General features: G+C 73.0%; 18 protein-coding genes. 8 read left to right on the forward strand and 10 right to left on the reverse strand.

The window, feature by feature from the left end:
• Positions 1-155: 155 nt before the first annotated feature.
• The gene (locus ACPCK6_RS14675) at positions 156-1,064 is read left to right on the forward strand and encodes a helix-turn-helix domain-containing protein (RefSeq protein WP_396883485.1); all 909 of its coding nucleotides are present in this window, start codon (positions 156-158) and stop codon (positions 1,062-1,064) included.
• Between the two features lie 17 nt (positions 1,065-1,081).
• On the opposite strand, the gene ACPCK6_RS14680 is transcribed toward ACPCK6_RS14675, so the two are convergent.
• The 9 genes from ACPCK6_RS14680 to ACPCK6_RS14720 all read right to left on the reverse strand — a co-directional run bounded on the left by ACPCK6_RS14680 (position 1,082) and on the right by ACPCK6_RS14720 (position 8,672).
• The gene (locus ACPCK6_RS14680; RefSeq protein WP_423481370.1) at positions 1,082-1,756 is read right to left on the reverse strand and encodes a pyridoxamine 5'-phosphate oxidase family protein; all 675 of its coding nucleotides are present in this window, start codon (positions 1,754-1,756) and stop codon (positions 1,082-1,084) included.
• Between the two features lie 64 nt (positions 1,757-1,820).
• Positions 1,821-2,183 carry an ArsR/SmtB family transcription factor gene (locus ACPCK6_RS14685; protein WP_423481371.1) on the reverse strand — a complete coding sequence of 121 codons (363 nt, stop codon included), beginning with the start codon at positions 2,181-2,183 and terminating at the stop codon, positions 1,821-1,823.
• Positions 2,184-2,277: 94 nt separating this feature from the next.
• Positions 2,278-2,685: an arsenate reductase ArsC gene (locus ACPCK6_RS14690; RefSeq protein ID WP_423481372.1), complete on the reverse strand. Its 408-nt coding sequence runs from the start codon at positions 2,683-2,685 to the stop codon at positions 2,278-2,280.
• Positions 2,686-2,743: 58 nt separating this feature from the next.
• Positions 2,744-3,829 carry an ACR3 family arsenite efflux transporter gene (gene arsB / locus ACPCK6_RS14695; protein WP_423481373.1) on the reverse strand — a complete coding sequence of 362 codons (1,086 nt, stop codon included), beginning with the start codon at positions 3,827-3,829 and terminating at the stop codon, positions 2,744-2,746.
• 82 nt (positions 3,830-3,911) lie between these two features.
• Positions 3,912-4,295 carry an ArsR/SmtB family transcription factor gene (locus ACPCK6_RS14700; RefSeq protein ID WP_262014996.1) on the reverse strand — a complete coding sequence of 128 codons (384 nt, stop codon included), beginning with the start codon at positions 4,293-4,295 and terminating at the stop codon, positions 3,912-3,914.
• 104 nt (positions 4,296-4,399) lie between these two features.
• Positions 4,400-5,176, reverse strand: a complete 777-nt coding sequence (locus ACPCK6_RS14705; protein ID WP_423481374.1) for a DUF2470 domain-containing protein — start codon at positions 5,174-5,176, stop codon at positions 4,400-4,402.
• 152 nt (positions 5,177-5,328) lie between these two features.
• Entirely contained in the window at positions 5,329-5,625 is a 297-nt protein-coding gene (locus ACPCK6_RS14710) for a DUF1540 domain-containing protein (RefSeq protein ID WP_135240735.1), read from the reverse strand.
• Between the two features lie 417 nt (positions 5,626-6,042).
• A complete protein-coding gene (locus ACPCK6_RS14715; RefSeq protein WP_423481375.1) occupies positions 6,043-6,720 on the reverse strand; it encodes a response regulator transcription factor in 678 nt (225 codons plus the stop codon).
• Positions 6,717-8,672, reverse strand: a complete 1,956-nt coding sequence (locus ACPCK6_RS14720; RefSeq protein ID WP_423481376.1) for a histidine kinase — start codon at positions 8,670-8,672, stop codon at positions 6,717-6,719. The genes ACPCK6_RS14715 and ACPCK6_RS14720 overlap by 4 nt, the downstream gene beginning before the upstream one ends.
• A 279-nt stretch (positions 8,673-8,951) precedes the next feature.
• Between ACPCK6_RS14720 and ACPCK6_RS14725 the strand changes: the two genes are divergently transcribed.
• The 5 genes from ACPCK6_RS14725 (at position 8,952) to ACPCK6_RS14745 (ending at position 11,400) form a co-directional block, all read left to right on the forward strand.
• A complete protein-coding gene (locus ACPCK6_RS14725) occupies positions 8,952-9,131 on the forward strand; it encodes a hypothetical protein (protein ID WP_318334564.1) in 180 nt (59 codons plus the stop codon).
• Positions 9,128-10,144: a cupin-like domain-containing protein gene (locus ACPCK6_RS14730; RefSeq protein ID WP_423481377.1), complete on the forward strand. Its 1,017-nt coding sequence runs from the start codon at positions 9,128-9,130 to the stop codon at positions 10,142-10,144. Before ACPCK6_RS14725 ends, ACPCK6_RS14730 begins: the two co-directional genes overlap by 4 nt.
• A gap of 110 nt (positions 10,145-10,254) precedes the next feature.
• On the forward strand, positions 10,255-10,446 hold the full coding sequence (locus ACPCK6_RS14735) for a hypothetical protein (RefSeq protein WP_396883476.1): 192 nt from the start codon (positions 10,255-10,257) through the stop codon (positions 10,444-10,446).
• Between the two features lie 102 nt (positions 10,447-10,548).
• Positions 10,549-10,737 (forward strand): hypothetical protein, encoded by a 189-nt coding sequence (locus ACPCK6_RS14740; RefSeq protein WP_423481378.1) that lies wholly within the window; start codon positions 10,549-10,551, stop codon positions 10,735-10,737.
• Between the two features lie 84 nt (positions 10,738-10,821).
• Positions 10,822-11,400, forward strand: coding sequence for a VanZ family protein (locus tag ACPCK6_RS14745; RefSeq protein WP_423481379.1), 579 nt, complete (start codon positions 10,822-10,824; stop codon positions 11,398-11,400).
• 94 nt (positions 11,401-11,494) lie between these two features.
• Here ACPCK6_RS14745 and ACPCK6_RS14750 read toward each other — a convergent pair whose 3' ends face one another.
• Positions 11,495-14,215 carry a sugar-binding protein gene (locus tag ACPCK6_RS14750; RefSeq protein ID WP_423481380.1) on the reverse strand — a complete coding sequence of 907 codons (2,721 nt, stop codon included), beginning with the start codon at positions 14,213-14,215 and terminating at the stop codon, positions 11,495-11,497.
• A 524-nt stretch (positions 14,216-14,739) separates the two neighbouring features.
• Between ACPCK6_RS14750 and ACPCK6_RS14755 the strand changes: the two genes are divergently transcribed.
• Together ACPCK6_RS14755 and ACPCK6_RS14760 are read left to right on the forward strand one after the other, a co-directional pair.
• Positions 14,740-15,888 (forward strand): ROK family transcriptional regulator, encoded by a 1,149-nt coding sequence (locus tag ACPCK6_RS14755; RefSeq protein ID WP_013286937.1) that lies wholly within the window; start codon positions 14,740-14,742, stop codon positions 15,886-15,888.
• A 206-nt stretch (positions 15,889-16,094) separates the two neighbouring features.
• Positions 16,095-17,147 (forward strand): extracellular solute-binding protein, encoded by a 1,053-nt coding sequence (locus tag ACPCK6_RS14760; RefSeq protein ID WP_396883471.1) that lies wholly within the window; start codon positions 16,095-16,097, stop codon positions 17,145-17,147.
• Positions 17,148-17,193 lie beyond the last annotated feature (46 nt).

The raw sequence follows: 17,193 nt of genomic DNA on the forward strand, positions 1-17,193 counted from the left end.
CCACTGTGGACTTAACCTCGTCTGGCCAACAGGAGCTTCACCGGCAGATCACCGGCAATGTCGCTGCTGACTGCCCGCTCAGCGGCCGCGGCTTCGGTGGTCCACCGTCATGAATCCACCAGAACCGGTACGGAGACGACGCTGTGATCGGCTACATGGATACGTTGGGTCATGAGATCGCTACCGCACGGCGAATGGCCAACCTGACACAGGAGGAGTTGGCCGCCCGCACCGGACTGAGCGTCCGGAGCATCCGCAACCTGGAGTCGTCGCGGGTGACCCGTCCGCGGCCCGCGACCGTCCGGCTGCTCCGCGAGGTCCTCGGCCTGCCCGCCCACCCGGCGGTCGCGGCCCGGATCCGTCCCATGCAGCTGCCGCTGGAGATTCCCGGCTTCACCGGCCGGTCGGCACAACTGCGGCAACTCGACCGGCTGCTCGACGGCGGGCCGCGGCGGATGTCGAGCGTGGTGGTGTGCGTCCTGTCCGGCCGGTCCGGCATCGGCAAGACGGCGCTGGCGCTGCGCTGGGCGCACCGGTCGGCGGCCCGGTTCGCCGACGGGGTGCTGCACGTCCAGCTCGGCGGCAGCGACCCGGTACGGCCTGCGGTGGCGCCGGCCGAGGCGCTCGGCGGCCTGATCGAGGCGCTCGACGTACCCGGTGGGGTCCCGTGCGGACCGGCGGCGCGCGCCGGGCTCTACCGCAGCGCGCTCGCCGGACGCCGGATGCTCATCGTGCTCGACGACGCCCGCGACGACGACCAGGTGCGGCCGCTGCTGCCCGGCGTACCCGGCTGCATGGTGGTCGTGACCAGCCGGCACCGCCTCACCGGCCTGGTCGTCGGCGAGGCCGCGTGCCCGGTCGTGGTCGACGAGCTGGCCGCCGGTGAGGCGTGGGACCTGCTGGCGGCGCGCCTCGGCGAGCGTCGCCTCACCGCCGAGCGCGCGGCGGTACGGGAGATCATCGCGCACTGCGCCGGTGTGCCCCGGGCGCTCGCCGTGGTGGCCGCCCGCGCGGCCGTGCAGCCCCGGCTGCCGCTGGCGGAGGTGGCCCGCCAGCTCCGGTAGGGACCGAGGGCCGCCCGTCAGCCCTGGTCGGCGCGGGTGCCGGCACGCGCCGCGACGTGCGCCGGCACCGGCGTCGCCGGCGGCAGCGCCGGGTCGGTCACCGGCTGCTCCCAGCGCGCGACAAGCGGCAGCTCGCCGGCCCAGAGCCCGAGGGCGGCGTCCGGGCTGTCGCCGTCGTCCGGCGGTCCGCTGCGCGTCTTGACCGACGCCTCCGCCAGCGGAAGCGCCAGCAGCGCGGTGGCCGCCAGTTCCCGCCGGTTCGGCCGGCGGGCGTGGTCCCACTGGCCGGGGGCGACGTGCTCGGTCAGCAGCCGCAGGCCGTACACCTTCTCCTCGGCGTCGGTCACCCACCGGGGCCGGCCGTAGATCATCGCGCTGCGGTAGTTGATCCCGTGCTCGAACACCGAGCGCGCCAGGACCAGCCCGTCGACCACGGTGACAGTCACGCAGACCTCGGTGTCGGTGGTGAGGCTCCGGCTGGCCACCGAGCCGTGCAGGTAGAGGTGCCGGTCGTCGAAGCCGTAGACGGTCGGTACCACCATCGGACCGCCGTCGACGAGCACGCCGAGATGGCAGACGGAGGCGGCCCGGAGCACGTCGAACAGGGCGACGCGGTCGCGGTGCCCCTTCTCCTTCATCCGGCGCAGGGTCGTACGCGGCGTCGCGGACAACAACCCGTCGGTGTCGGCCATGACTGACCTCCTGTCGGCCCCGCCGTTTCTACCGGCTCGGGCCGCGCACCTCAAGAGGGACTGCTCATCGGACCTTCTTCGTCGGCCGCTTCCGAGGCGGCGTCAGCAACTCGGCGATCGCCGAGATCGCGGACGGCACCAGGCGGTAGTACGCCCACACACCCCGCTTCTCCCGCTCGATCAGACCGGCCTCGGTGAGGATCCGGAGGTGATGGCTGACGGTCGGCTGGGAGAGACCGAGCGGCGCGGTGAGGTCGCTGACGGACGCCTCGCCCTCCGGCGCGGACTGGATCAGGCTGAGCAGCCGCAGCCGGGCCGGGTCGGCCAACGCCTTCAGGACGCCCGCGAGGCGTTCGGCGTCGGCACGCTTGATCGGCTCGCCGGTGAGCGGCGAGATGGCAGGGGCGGCAGTCTTCGCAGTTCCCACGCTTGCATCGTTGCACCTGCGGCGGCCGCCCGCCGGTGCAATCAGGACCGGATCATCGTCGGTTACCACTACGGTGTCGACCGTGCGGGCGGTGTCAGGCGGTGGGGTGCAGTTCGGCGAGCAGCCGTTCCACCCGGGCGCGGATCTCGTCCCGGATGGGGCGTACCGCGTCGACGCCCCGGCCCGCGGGGTCGTCGAGCTTCCAGTCCTCGTACCGCTTGCCGGGGAAGACGGGGCAGGCGTCACCGCAGCCCATGGTGACGATGACGTCGGAGGACTCCGCCGTCTCGTACTCCAGGAGCCTGGGGGTCTGGCCGGTGATGTCGATGCCGACCTCCCGCATGGCCTCGACGGCGGCCGGGTTGACCTGGCCGGCGGGCGCGCTGCCGGCGGAGCGCACCTCGACGGTGTCGCCGGCGAGGTGGCGCAGCCACCCGGCGGCCATCTGGGATCGGCCGGCGTTGTGCACGCAGACGAACAGGACGCTGGGCTTGTCGCTCATCGGGTCTCCCTGATCCGGGTGGTTGCCGCGCGGCGTGCCGCAGCGCGGTCGGGGCGTCTCACGGCCGGGTTCCCGGCGCGGGGAACAGGCGGGCGCGGGCCCACAGCGACACGTAGACCAGGCCGACGAGGACCGGGACCTCGATCAGCGGGCCGACGACGCCGGCGAGGGCCTGGCCGGAGGCGATCCCGAAGGTGCCGATCGCGACCGCGATGGCCAGTTCGAAGTTGTTGCCCGCCGCGGTGAACGCGAGGGTGGTGGTGCGTTCGTAGGTCAGGCCGATGGCCCGGCCGAGCAGGTAGGAGCCGGCCCACATGAGGGCGAAGTAGGCCAGCAGCGGCAGAGCGATGCGGGCCACGTCGGCCGGCCGGTCGGTGATGGCCTCGCCCTGCAGGGCGAACAGCACGACGATGGTGAACAGCAGTCCGTACAGGGCGACGGGCCCGACCCTGGGCAGGAACCGTCGCTCGTACCAGTCGCGGCCCCTGGTGCGCTCGCCGAGGCGGCGGGAGAGGTAGCCGGCGAGCAGGGGGATGCCGAGGAAGACGAGGACGTTACCGGCGATGTCCCAGCCGGAGACCTCCAGCGCGGCACCGTCCAGACCCAGCCAGCCCGGCAGCACCGACAGGTAGAACCAGCCGAGCAGGCCGAAGGCGACGACCTGGAACACCGAGTTGACGGCGACGAGGACCGCCGCCGCCTCCCGGTCGCCGCAGGCCAGGTCGTTCCAGATGATGACCATCGCGATGCAGCGGGCCAGGCCGACGATGATCAGCCCGGTGCGGTACTCCGGCTGGTCGGCCAGGAACACCCAGGCCAGGGCGAACATGACGGCGGGACCGACGACCCAGTTGAGGATCAGCGACGAGACCAGGAGGCGCCGGTCAGCGGTGACGGTGTCGAGGCGGTCGTAGCGGACCTTGGCCAGGACCGGATACATCATGATCAGCAGGCCGAGGGCGATGGGCAGGGAGATGCCACCGACCTCGACGGCGCCGAGAGCGTCGTCCAGGCCGGGGACGATCCGGCCGAGCAGCAGACCGGCGACCATGGCCAGGCCGATCCAGACCGGCAGGAACCGGTCGAGGCGCGACAGGCGTGCCACCACCGGCGGGGCGTGTTCGGCTCTGATGGCGGTGGTCATGGACGCTCCCATGGGGTGTCGGTGTGGGGGCCACCGGGCTCGGCGGTGATCGGTCCGGCTCCGGCGGGGCGTGGCGTGCGGCCTACCGCTGCGCTGCGGCGGCCGGCTCGATCGACAGCAGGCCGGCGAGCTGGCGCAGGATCTGCGGCCGCGCGCGGTAGTAGACCCAGGTGCCCCGCCGCTCGGCGTCCACCAGGCCCGCCTCGCGCAGCGTCTTGAGATGGTGGGAGATCGTCGGCCCGGTCAGGTCGAACGCCGGCGTCAGGTCGCACACGCACACCTCGCCGCCCTCGGCGGAGGCGATCATCGACATCAGCTGCAGCCGTACCGGATCGCCGAGGGCCTTGAACGCGGGCGCCAGCACCGCCGCCGTCTCGGCCGGGACCCGGCGCTGCGCCAGCGGGGGGCAGCACGGCGCGTCGGCGCTGAGGTCGACGAGGGGGATCGGCGCCTGTTGCTTCGGCATGCCTCTAGGTTGACACCCATCTAATCAGCGCGCAAGCCTCTGTTTAGAAAGACATCAAGGCAAGGTGTCCCGGGAGGCGGCGGCCCGGCCGGCGGCACCATGGGCTAGGCGACAAGCGTCCGCAACGCCTCGGCGAGGCCGGCGCCGGCGGTGACCGGGTGAGTGAAGGACAACCGGGTGTCGGTGTGGCCGTCCGGCCGCTCCGCGCGCAGCACGATGCCCTCGGCGTCGAGCGCGACCGGGACGATCCGCGTCGCACCGGCGCCCCTGTCGACGAGCGTGCCGAGCCGGTTCAGGAGGTCGCTGTGGCACCGGGCCAGGTGCGCGAGGTGGGCGGCCTCGTCGACGGCGATCGGGTCCGGGCGGGCGGCGCGGTACGTGCCGGGGTCCACCGCGACGGGCTCGGCGGCCCGGTCGAGGACGATCTCGTCCGGCGCGATCGCCCACAGCGCCACCGGCGGCAGGTCGAGCAGCGACATCACGGTGGCCGGGTCGCAGGCGTCGAGCGCGGCCGGGTCGAAGCGGCGGGCGGTGCCCATGATCCGCAGCCGGGCGCGCACCCGGGAGCGTACGGCGACCGGGGCGAGGTGGGTCACGTCGAGGCGTACCGCACCGCTGTGGCCGCGCGCGGCCACCAGCAGGCCTCCGGTGCGGCTCATCGCGTCGACCGCGAGCACGATCGTGCCGTCGGGGAGGACGGCGTGGGCGGAGAGGAGGTCGGCGGTGGTGTCGCCGAGCGTCAGCCGCACCGAGGAGGCGGCGCTCAGCACGCACCGGGCGGAGACGGCGTCGCGGGGCGTGGAGGGGAGCGCCGGCGGCCGGGCGGCGACCGGGGCGATGCCGGCCGACGGGGCCGGGCGCCCGGCGGGGTGCAACGCCATGTCTGTCTCCTCGGCCGGGAAGGGGTGAAGTCGGCCCAGGTCAGACGGTAGTAGGTAAGGCTTACCTGTGCAACGGCGGGTCGGGTGCCGCACATGCCGAACGGGTCACGACGGTGACCGTCGTGACCCGTACGGGCGTGGTGTCCGGTTCGTCAGGCGGGCTGGTAGGTCAGGCAGTCGCTGACCGTGGCGCCCGGGCCGACCGTGATCGACTCGGCGGTGCAGGCGAGGTTCGTGTTGTACACGCACTCGGCCCGCGCGCAGGCGCCCACAGCGCCGGTGACCTCGGCGATCCCGCCGCTGAGCGAGGACTCGACGAACGTCGCGCAGGAGGCCGCGTCGGCGGAGGCGGCCACGGTGATCGCGGGAGCGTGACAGCCGTTGTCGTTGAAGCTGCACGCGGTGGCGGCGCATTCACGTACCGGCGGAGACTGCAACAGGGTCTTCATGGTGCCTCCAAGTCATGCGGGCCGGCGGACACGAACGGCCGGCCTCGTGGTGCTCGAATGCCATCTGGTATTTGCCGGGCGGCCCGGTCCTCAAACCCGTCCGCCGCCACTGAGGATCATGCTCACCTTAACAACGGAATGCGGGGTCGGCGGCCGTAAGTCGCCGTTTCCGCGCCGAGTCCCGGTCCAGCGAAGATGAGCCTTGCCTTGGTTAGGGAAGGCTTTCTTTCCACAGGGGGAGGCGTCTTTCTCCGCCTGCTCCCGGCGCGGCAGGGCGGCCGGCGCAGCGCCGGTGAGCAGCCACGGCACCGACCGGCCGGTGCCGGGGCCGCCACCCGGAACAGCGGGCGGGAATCGTCTCCGCCGGCCGTATCGGAATCGATCCCGGGGTGCCGGAATCGAAATCGGCAGTGCCGCTCAGCGGGCCGGGGACGGCGGCAGTTCAGCGGCGTTCGGATTACCCATTCCGTGGTCGCGAGCCCGGGCTATCGCCTCGGCGCGGCTGCCGAGACGGAGTTTGACCAGAATGGCGGAGACGTTGTTCCGTACGGTCTTGGCGCTCAGCCCGAGCCGGTGCGCGATGAGCGGGTTCGACAGACCCCGGGCGAGCAGGCCGAGCACCTCGCGTTCCCGGTCGGTCAGTTCCGGGAACGGGCCGTCGGCGCGGGCGCCCAGCAGAGCGGCGGCGCGGTCGGCGAGCGGGCCGCCCAGGACCAGGTCGCCGCCGGCCACACCCCGGATGCCACGCTCCACGTCCGCGGCCGAGGCCCCCTTGAGCACGTATCCACGCGCTCCGGCACGTACCGCGGCGACGAGTGAGACGTCGTCGTTGAGCATGGTCACCACCAGCACCCGGACCTCCGGGTGGTCACGGCTCAACGCCCGGGTGGCCTCGATCCCGGACCCCGGCCCGAGATGGAGGTCCATCAGCACCACGTCCGGCCTGGTGCTGTCGACCAGCGCCCGGGCCTCGGACGCGTCGGCGGCCTCGCCGACGCACTCGATGCCGTCGAGGGTGTCCAGCAGCGCGCTCATGCCGAGCCGGAAGACCGGGTGGTCGTCCACCACGACGACGCGGATCGGACGGTCGGTCACCGGCACTCCAGGGGGACGGTCAGGCAGACGGTGGTGCCGCGGGAGGGCGCCGGCCCGACGGTCAGCGTCGCGCCGACCGCCTGCGCCCGTTCCCGCATGGCGTGCAGGCCCACGCCGGGGCGGACCGGCCCGGCGGCCACACCCCGGCCCGCGTCGGTGACGGTGACCCGGAGCAGGTCCGGTCGCCGGTCCAGCGACACCGTGCAGGTGTCCACGCCGGCGTGCCGGTGCACGTTGCGCACCGCCTCGGCGGTGACGCCGTACGCGGCGGTGGCGACCGGCTCCGGCAGCGGATCCAGCGAGGCGGGGGCGCGCATCACGATCCGCAGCCCGGCCCGCGCGTACTGGTTGCGCAGCAGGTCCAGGGCGGGACGCAGGCCGCCGTCGGCCAGCACCGGCGGCAGCAGCCCGTGCGCCAGCTCCCGTACCTCCGCCGCCCGTGCGGTCAGCTCCTCGGTCAGCCGGTCCAGCAGCTCCTCGGCCCGGTCCGGGTCGCGGCGCAACAGGTTGCGGGTGGCGGCCAGGCCCAGCCCGATGCCGCTGAGCGCCGGTCCGAGGCCGTCGTGCAGGTCCCGGCGCAGCGAGCGGCGCTCCTCGTCGCGTACCTCCGACAGCCGTTGCCGCGACCGGGCCAGGTTCCGGTTCGTGCCGGCGAGGTCCACCATCGCGGCGACCACCGGGGCGAGGACGGCGAGCGCCTCCCCGGCCCGGTCGTCCAGCAGCTCGCCGGGCCGGGGCCAGGCGTGCAGGTGGCCGACCAGCCGGTCGCCGCGGACCAGCGGCACGGTGACCGGCGGACCGCCCTCGTGCGGCGGCGGCTGCGGCCCATCCTCGGTGATCCGCACGTCGGCCAGCCGCAGCGCGGTGGCGACCGCCGCGCCGATGTCGGTCGTGCTGCCGCCGCTGCGCACCACCCGGTGCAGCAGGAGTTCGGGCGGCTCGCCGTGCACCAGCCCGTCCACCCGTCGCTGCACGAGCGCGCGGACCGGCTGGAAGGCCGCCGCGATCACGCCGGTGACAAGCAGTTGCGGCAGCGGCGCGGCGTGCGGCAGCAGCCGGTCGGACACGGCGACCGCCGCGCAGTAGGCGGCGATGACCGTCGCGGTCATCAGATACCAGACCAGGGTGCGCCGGACGGCCAGCCGCAGGCCCCACAACTGCTGGCGCAGCACCACCACTGCCACCGCGGCGGGGAAGAACGCCTGGGAGGCGAGCATCAGCAGCGCGGGCGCGGCCGGCGGCACCACCGCCGGCGGCAGGAGCGTGGCCAGGAAGGCCAGGGTGAGCAACGCGCTGCCCGCGGTCACCCAGCCGAGGCCGTTGCGCCGCTCGGGCTCCCCGCGCCGCCACCGCCACGCGACGCCGGCGGCGGCGAGCGCGCCGAGCCCGACCAGCGCGTACGGCAGGACGGGGGAGAACTGTCGCAGCAGCGTGGCGCGGGCGTCGCGGAGTTCCGGTGTCAGCGGCACCACTCCCACCGGTGGCGGCGCGGTGGCGAGGATAGCCACCGTCAGCGCCACGTACCCGAGGCCGACCGCGACGGCGATCCGGTCGAGCCGGCCCGGCGACCGCTCCGGCAGCAGCCAGGGCATGACCACGACGAGCGAGTAGAGGCCGGGCACCCAGGCCCACTGGTGCACTGCGGTCAGCAGCGGCAGCCCGCCGACGGCGAGCTGCCACTGCGCGCAGCACGCGGCGAGCGCGCCGCCGAGCGCCGCCGCCGTGGCGATCCACCCCGGAAGCCGGCTGCCGCTGCGCCGGCGGCTCAGGATCAGCCAGGCCGCCGCGCCGTAGACGACGCCGTCGAGCAGGTCGACGAGCGAGTAGAGCTGGCCGGCGGTGAAGCGGGGAGCCGCCACCGCCCAGCCGGCGACCGCGCCGAGCGTGAGCACGCCGGTGGCGACGAGGACGGCCCAGGCCGTTCGACGCGGAGCGAGGAGGTCGTCACGCATGTCGGGTCCACTGTGTCAGGCCGGGAGGCGTCGGGGGACCACCTGAACGGCGTGAGCCGGATGGCGGGCCAGGCGTTACCCGGGCTCGCCGTACCGTTCCCGCGCCGGCGCGGCCCGCCGCCGTCACCCTGCGGGCCGCGGTGTCCCGGCGGCCAGGGGCGGATGTCCCGGTCCGGCCGGGACGGGGGGATCGGCCGTGCGGTGCGGCGACGGCGTCCCGGGCCGGACGGGATCGGCGTCCCTGGCGGGCCGGGACGCCACGCCGGTTGACTGCCGGGCATGACCGACACCACGCCGGACCACATCCCGGCCCACGTCAAGAACTCCTACGTCAACTGCTCCGAGTACACCCGCGCGCCCCGGCTCACGCCGCCGCCCGCCGACGTCCGCGGCGACGCCGTGGTGCTGTCGCTCCGCCCGGCCGCACCGGCCGCTCCGCCCGTCGAGGTCACCCGGTGACGGTGGCCGCCGCGCCGGGCCTGCTCCCCGCCTGGCGGGAGTGGCTCGCCGAGAACCTGGCGATGGGCGTCGCCGCCGGGCAGGCCCGCGCGGCGGCCGTCGCCGCCGGCGCGGACGCCGACGCCGTCGACGCGGAGCTGGCGGCGCTCGCCGGCCACCCGTACTTCGCCGTGTGCCGGCGGCTCGCGCTGCGCTACGACTGGATGGAGTCGGTACTGGACACCTACCGGGTGCTGCGCGAGGACGACGGGGGCCGCGTCCTGGAGCGCCGGTCCGATCCCGGCGCCGAGGAGTTCTTCGCCCGCTACTACTTCGGCAACCGGCCGGTCGTGCTCGACGGCCTGATGGCGGACTGGCCCGCGCGGGACTGGACGCCGGCCCGGATGGCCCGCAGGTGCCCGGACGCGGTCGTCGAGGTGATGACCGGCCGCGAGGCGAACCCCGATCACGCCTGGCAGTACGACAGGCACCGCACCACCATGCCGTTCGCGGACTACGTGGCGCTGCTGGACTCCGGTGCGCGGACGAACGACTACTACATGGTGCCGCGCAACGAGAACTGGAACGGCGCGCTGCGGGCGCTCGCCGCCGACGTGCGGCCGCCGGCACACCTCGTCGACCCGTCCGGTGGCGGGCACCTGCTGCTGGGGCCGGCCGGCACCGTGACGCCGTTGCACGTGGACAACAGCACCGTCCTGCTCTGCCAGGTGCTCGGGCGCAAGCACGTCCGGCTGGTGCCGTCGTACCAGCGGCATCTGGTCTATCCCCGCGGCGGGACGTTCAGCGCGGTGGACGCGGCGCGACCGGACCTCGACCGGCATCCCCGGTACGCCGAGGCGACGGTGCTGGAGACGGTGCTCGAACCGGGGCAGATGCTGCTGGTGCCGGTCGGCTGGTGGCACTGGGTGCACGCGCTGGACGTCAGCGCCACTGTCACGTTCCACCACTTCCGGGTGCCCGGCCGCAACCATCGGATGGCCACGCCGCCGGCGGCCGGTGTGGAGGCCGTGTAGCGAGCGTCACACGCGGCCACAGTGGCTGGTCCGGCGCCGCCGGCGCGGTCGTCCGGCCGGCCGGGTCCACCGTCCGGGGGAGGTGCGCGCGGACGGCCCGGGGGCCGGTCATGTCGGCCGCCCCGGGCAAGGTGCTCGTGGACGGCGTCGTGCGCGTCGGCGGGACCGAGATGTTCTGCCTGCGTATGCTCCAGGCCCGCGACGCGGCCCACGTCGGCCGGCAGTTCTTCGCCCGGCACGACCCGGCGGCCGAGTGGTTCGACGACCTGCGTCCCGCCCCCGGCTCCTGGTGGCCGGCATGATCGCCGCCGCCGAACCGACACTGACCGCTCCTCGCGCCGACCGCCAACGCGGTCCTCTTCGGCTACCAGGCGGCGATCACGCCGGACCGGTTGCAGGGCCGGGTGGTCAGCGTCATCTTCCTGGCCGCCACCTCGGCCGCCGCCCTCGCCCCGGGACTGGCCGGACTGCTGCCGGCCCGGTTCCCGGTGGCCGTGACCTTGCTGGTCTTCGCCGGGCTCGTCGCGGTCTCGGCGGTGATCGCGACGCTGAGCAGCGGAATCCGGTCGATGAACACCCAGGAGTCGCCGTAACCACACGGGCGCCCGCGGCCGGCGGCCCGCCGGGAGGCAGGATGGCCTCGGGCCGGCCGTCGGCCGGACGGAGGTGGGAGCGGCGTGATCGAGGGGTGGCACGGCTGGTTCGGCACGATCAACGGGGTCGTGCTGCTCACGGCGGCCGCGTCGCCGGCGGCCGCGCTGGTGGTGTGGGTGCTGGCGCGCCGGCGTGGCGGCGGCGGCCCGGCGTGGCAGCGGTCCCTGGCCGAGGTGGGCATCGTCTACGGGACCGTGCCGTGGGTCTGGATGATCATGCTGCCGGGGGAGGGCGCCGGTGTGGTCCCCGGCCGGGTGAGCCTGGTGCCGCTGCGGGATCTGCTCACCGTCCTCGCGAGCGGGCCGCTGACCGTGACGGTCCAGATCGTCGGCAACCTGCTGGTGTTCGCGGCGGTCGGGTTCTTCGGCCCGCTGCGGTTCGCGGCGCTGGCGTCGGTGCCGCGGATCCTGGTGCTCGCGGCCGGCTGCTCGGTCCTGGTCGAGGTCGCGCAGTACGCCCTGCGGCTGGACCGGGTGTCCTCGGTGGACGACGTCCTGCTCAACTCCGCCGGCGCCGGACTGGCCGCGCTGGCGTCGCGCCGCTGGTGGCGCGAACCGGCAGCGGTGTCACCGGCCGCGACCGGCCCGTCGCCGGTTCGCTGAGCGGGGCGCGGCTCGGGCTACGCGGACGGCACGATGGGCCGGGCCGGCCGGCCCGGCCCATCGCGTGCGTCAGGTCGACGCGATCATCGTCCGCTCAGCAGATCTTCTTGGCCAGAGCGGTGGTGGCGCCGCCGTGCTCGTACGAGACGAGCAGCGAGGTGCCGGCCGGGAGCGCCCCGCTCAGCGGCAGGACGAGGGTGCCGTCCTTGCGCAGAGCGGCGGTGGTCTCCGCCACGACCCGGGTGCCGTCCCAGAGGAAGGCGCGGGCGGTGCCCGCCTTCTTCACCTGGAGCTGCACGGACACCTTGCTCGCGGTGCGGGTGACCTTCTTGATCTTCACTGTGTTGTCCGCCAGCTTGGCGTAACCACCCGGCGCCACCCCGTCCGAGACGGACTGGAGGAGGGTCTGCGGCGAGTCCACGCTCTGCGCCGCCGTGTCGGGCATGATCGGAGCCTTCGGCGCAGACGGCTTCGCCGCCAGGCCCGGCAGCGTCGCGTTGCCCCAGCGCCACGGGTCGGCCCGTACGCCGCTCCAGGTCGACCAGCCGACCCGGGTCTGCGCGGTCAGGTCCTGCGTGTCCGAGTCGTTGACCAGGATGTTCAGGCCCATCCGGTTCGGGTCGACGGCGTCCGGCAGCACGCTGAACGGGATCTTGACCTCGATCCGGTACCCCGTGTACGGGCTGCTGGTCACCACGGAGGCGATCTCCACACCCGGCGCGGTCTCCGGGCCGCCCTGGTGGTTGTCCCGCTCCCGGGCGAAGCACGGCGGGTTCCCGTTGGCCGGGTCGTTCGTGGCCGGGAAGAGCGCCATGTTGAACACCGTGGAGGTGTTCGCCGAGTTGCCGCGCGGGTCGATGCCGAACTCGATGTTGTCGTTACGCCGCGGACGCTTGCAGTCCTCCGGCGGCAGGACGGTGCCGAGCACGTCGTCGGTGATGGTGAAGATGGCGTACAGGGCGTCATCGGTGTGGGTGAGCTGGGCGGTGCCGGAGATGTCCGACGCCGGGGCGGCGGTGCCCTCCCAGCGGGTGGAGATGTCGATGACCTCGCCGGTGTACTCGTGGTCGTGACCGTGGCCGTCCACCGTCGGCGCGGTGGCGGCCTTCGGGATCGTGGTGACCGGGACCAGGTTGAACGCACCCGGCTCGCTCGCGCTGCCACCGGTGTAGCTGGTCTCGATCTGCACCCGGTAGGCGCCGTTGTCCGGGGCGCGGTTGGCCGTCGGCAGCGACGTGTCGGTGTTGGTGACGGTGAACGTCACCGAGGTGCTGGCGCCCGGCCGGAGCCCGCTGTACGGCACCTGCTGCTCGGCCACCGAGAAGCCGGCGGGGACGTTCAGCTTGACCGCGCCGGACTCGACCCGGGTGCCGTGGTTGGTCAGGTTGACCTTGACGCTGCGGGTGCCGCCGCTGGGGATGTTCAGCAGGGACTCGATGAGCGCGTCGAGCTGCTGGGTCTTGTTCCGCACGGTCCACGCGCGGAAGTCGGCGATCTCCTCCAGCGGCTCCAGGGTGCCGCGCACCGGAGCGGTGCCCTGAACCCGGGCGCTGCTGGTGCCGCTGCCGTCCTTCTTGCTGGTCAGCGTGGCGTCGATCTTGAAGCGGGTGCCCACCTCGACCTGCGCGGGCGGCGTGACGGTGAAGGTCTTCACGACCTCCTTGCCCGGGGTCAGCGTGCCGACGTTGCCGTTGCCGCTGACCGTCCAGCCGGCCGGCACGCTCAGGGTGACCTTGGCCCCCGGAACGGCCTTCTCGGCGTACAGGACGGTGTCCACCTTGATGGGCTGGCCGCCGACGGCCTCCCAGGTGCGCGGACGCACGTGGACCTCGGTGCCCAGCGGCAGGCCGCCCGGAGCGCGCAGGGTGGCGCCCTGGAGCGCACCGGTGCCGGCGCCCACGTTCGGGTCCGGGTACGGCGTGCGGGTGTCGATCAGCGTCAGCCGGTTGCAGCCGATCGCGTTCGGGTCGGTCGACGGGAAGGAGCTGTTGCCCCAGCCCTGCGACACGTACTCCCGGCGGGCCCAGGTCTGGACCGTGTTCCACCGGTTGCCGTCGTGGCGCGCCGACTCGTAGCCCTGCCAGGTGCCGAAGATGACGCTGCTGGCCTCGGCCGGCGTGAACGTGGTCTCACAGGCGGGGCCGTTGGCGCCGGTGGTGCCGCTGCCGCCGGTCTGGAAGATGCGGGAGACCCGCCAGGGCTTGAGGCCCTCCTTCTTGATCTGCTCCGGGAACGCCTTCGGGTCGGCAGCCGCGTAGAAGGCCTCCACGGCCAGCATGGCCGCCTTCTGGTGGTTGCCGTGGTTGCCCTGCGTCGCCGAGGGGTTCATCGTGAGGATGACCTCGGGCTTGGTGGTCCGCAGGACCCGCACGATCCGGGACAGCGTCTCCTGGTGGCCCCAGACCTCCTCGGTCAGGGGAGCGCTGGCGGTGTACCAGAAGTCCAGCGCGTCCAGGTTGTAGATGTGCTCGACGCCGGCCCAGGCGACGGCCTTGCGCTCCTCGGCCTCCCGCAGGATGCCGAGCTCCGGGCCCTCCTCGAGACCGGTGGCGTTGCCACCGCCCTCGCCGCGGGTGGTGGTGATGACGCCGGCCTTCATGCCGTGATACTCGTTCCAGTATCCGAGCATGCCGAGCTGGCCGGCCTCGTCGTCCGGGTGGGCGCCGATGAACATGATGTCCAGGTCGACCGGCTTGTCGGACTTCTTGGCCTGGGGCTTCGGTGATGCTTGCTGGGGGTTGGCCTGGGCCGGAGTGGCCAGGCCCAACGACAGCAGACCGCACATGGCGATCGCCGCGCTGGTGCGCCATCTCATGGGCATACCTCTTCGTCTCGAAGCGAGAGTGCTGCGGCTGGGGACGGTCGGCCCGGCACGGGCCGGCTGACACGGTGGCTCGTGCCGGGCCGTGTTGCAGACAGCTGTCCACTGAGGACCGTGAGGTCCCCGGGGGTCGTGGTGCTCGACAACGGGATGGTGGTGCTCGCGCACCGTCACGGCGTGAGCGGTACGCACGGTGGCGACGTCGGTCCACCGGAAGGCCTTCGGGCCGTAACCTAGGGATCTTGCGGAGGCGTCGTCAATAGCCCTGGACGACTTTCTTCCTTATCCGAATAAACAATCGCCCCTGCTCAGGGCGACCGCTGGGAGGCCGACGATGACCTGTGGACAGTCTATGTCCCGGTTTGGGGCCCCAATGTGGACCACAGGGCTCGTTTTTGCCTGCCATGTCGGGCTGGCCCCGGCCCGCCCCGCTTGTCGGCCGCAGAATCTCCCCTGGTCGGCGGACCGAGATCATCTCGTTACTTGACGGCAGAATTTTTTCTCACTAGGAAGAAAGTGTGTCTGACAAAGCCCCGACCAGCCCGGTCAGCCGTGAGCGGTCCCGTGAGATCAAGCGTCTCTCGGTGATCTTGGCCGCCCGGCAGGCCCGGCGGCTGTCCCGAGTCGACCTGGCCGAGATGACCGGCCTCTCGGCGGCCACGGTGACCGCGCTCGTGCGGGAACTCGTCGCCGAGGGCTACCTCATCGAACGCGGGCCCGGCGCGCCCACCACCGGCCGGCCCCGGGAGATGCTCGAGTTCAACCCCCGCGCCGAACTCGTCGCGGCGGTGTCTCTGGAGCCACCCCGGATCAGCTGCGAGATCGCCGACAGCGAGGGCGCGGTCATCGCGCACCGCGTCGCGCGGCTCGGCGCGAACGTGGTGGAGACCGTCTGCGAGTTCGTCCTCGACCTGGTCGGCGACAACCTGCCCTCGCTCCGCGGCGTCGCCATCGCGGTGCCCGGCGTGTCCAGCAACGGCGCGGTACGCCTCGCGCCGTCGGTCGGACTGGTCGAGGCGTGGCCGATCGGTGAATCCGTGCAACGGCGGCTCGGCGTACCCGTGGTCGTCGACAACGACGTGAACCTCATGGCCGCCGGCGAATGCGTGGCCGGCGCCGGCGCGGACGTGGCGAACCTGCTGCTGATCCACGTGGCCGACGGCATCGGCGCCGGCCTCGTGCTCGACGGCAAGGTCCGCCGCGGCGCCAGCGGAGCGGCCGGCGAGGTCGGCTTCCTGCCGCTGGGCGGCGCGACCGAGCGCCGCTACAGCGGCGTCGGCGAGTTCGAGGCCCGGTGGTCGGTGAACGCCATCGCGGAGCGGGTCGTCGCGCTCAACCCGGGGCGCCGGCCCGAGTCACCGGTACGGGAGCTGAGCGGGCTCGCCGCGACGTCGGCGCCCGCCCGCGAGTACCTCGACGAGGTCCTCGGCGCCTGGGCCGGGCTCATCCTCTCCTGCGCCTGCGTCGTCGATCCGGGCCTGGTGCTGCTCAGTGGCGCCGCCGCCGAACTCGACGACGCGGCCCTCGACCAGCTCCAGACCCTCGTCTCCGCCCGGACCCCGGCTCCCACCGAGGTGCGCCGGGCCACCCTCGGCGACCAGGCAGTGCTGCACGGAGCGATCAGCTACGCGCTCTCGGCAGCGGTGCCCCGCCCCTCGCTTCCCTGACCGAACCCCGGCCCCCGACGACCCCCGACCCCGACCCCGCACCCACCACCCCGGCCCACCACCCACCTCACCGAACGCCGTCGCGGCGACCCGCGTCCCCACCACTGACGACAGGTCGCGGCGCGATGCGTCGCGCCCCGGTACGGCGCGACGCGCTGATCTTCCTTCCCCGCTTCCGATAGTTCCCCCGCATGATGGAGGTACCAATGAAACGTCGTTTGGCCCTGGCCGTCGCGTTCAGCGCGCTGCTGGCCGTGAGCGCGTGCGGCAGCAGCGACGACGACAAGGACACCGGCTCCTCCGGCTCCGCGCCGGCTGAGAAGGTCGTCATCTACAGCGCCCGCGACAAGTCGGTCACCGACTACGTCGTCGAGCAGTTCACGGCCAAGAACCCCGAGTACAAGGGCAAGGTCGAGGTGCTCAACATGGGCGCCCAGGAGGTGCTCGAGCGGGTCCGCGCCGAGAAGGCCAACCCGCAGGCGTCGGTCTGGTGGGGCGGCACCCAGCAGGGCCTCGCCGCCGGCGCGTCCGAGGGCCTGCTGGAGTCCTGGCAGCCGTCGTTCGCCTCGAAGATCGACGCGCGGTACAAGGACGCCGAGGGCCGCTGGTTCGGCGAGATCCTGCTGCCCGAGGTCATCATGTACAACAACAAGGCGCTGACCCCGGAGACCGCGCCGAAGGACTGGGACGACCTGGTCGACCCGAAGTGGAAAGACAAGATCATCATCCGGGACGTGGCCGCCTCCGGCACCATGCGCTCGATCTACGCCTCGATGATCCAGCGCTACACCCCGGACGGGTCCAACCCGCAGCCCGGCTACGACTGGCTGCGCAAGCTCGACGCCAACACCGTCGAGTACGCCGCCAACCCCAGCGACCTCTACCTCAAGATGTCGCGTGAGCAGGGCGTGGTCAGCGCCTGGAACCTCCAGGACATCCTGCTCCAGGCCAACGAGAAGATGCCGTTCGGCTACGTGATGCCGGCCTCCGGCGCGCCGGTGCTCGTCGACGGCGTCGCCGCGGTCAAGGGCGGCAACAGCGAGGGCGCGAAGAAGTTCCTCGAGTTCCTGTTCGACGACTCGCTGCGGGCCAGCCTCGCCAAGGACTACTTCCAGATCCCCGCCGTCGAGATCGCCGAGAAGCCCGAGTGGCTGACCAAGCTCGACCTCAAGCCGATGGACGTCGACTGGAACGTGATCGGTAAGAACGAGACCGCCTGGATCACCCACTGGAACGCCCAGATCAAGGGCAAGGGCTAAGACGCTCGGAACCGGGCCGTGCTCCGGCACGGCCCGGCTTCGTCCT

Source organism: Micromonospora sp. AB353 (genome assembly GCF_049538395.1).
Classification (GTDB): Bacteria; Actinomycetota; Actinomycetes; order Mycobacteriales; family Micromonosporaceae; genus Micromonospora; species Micromonospora aurantiaca.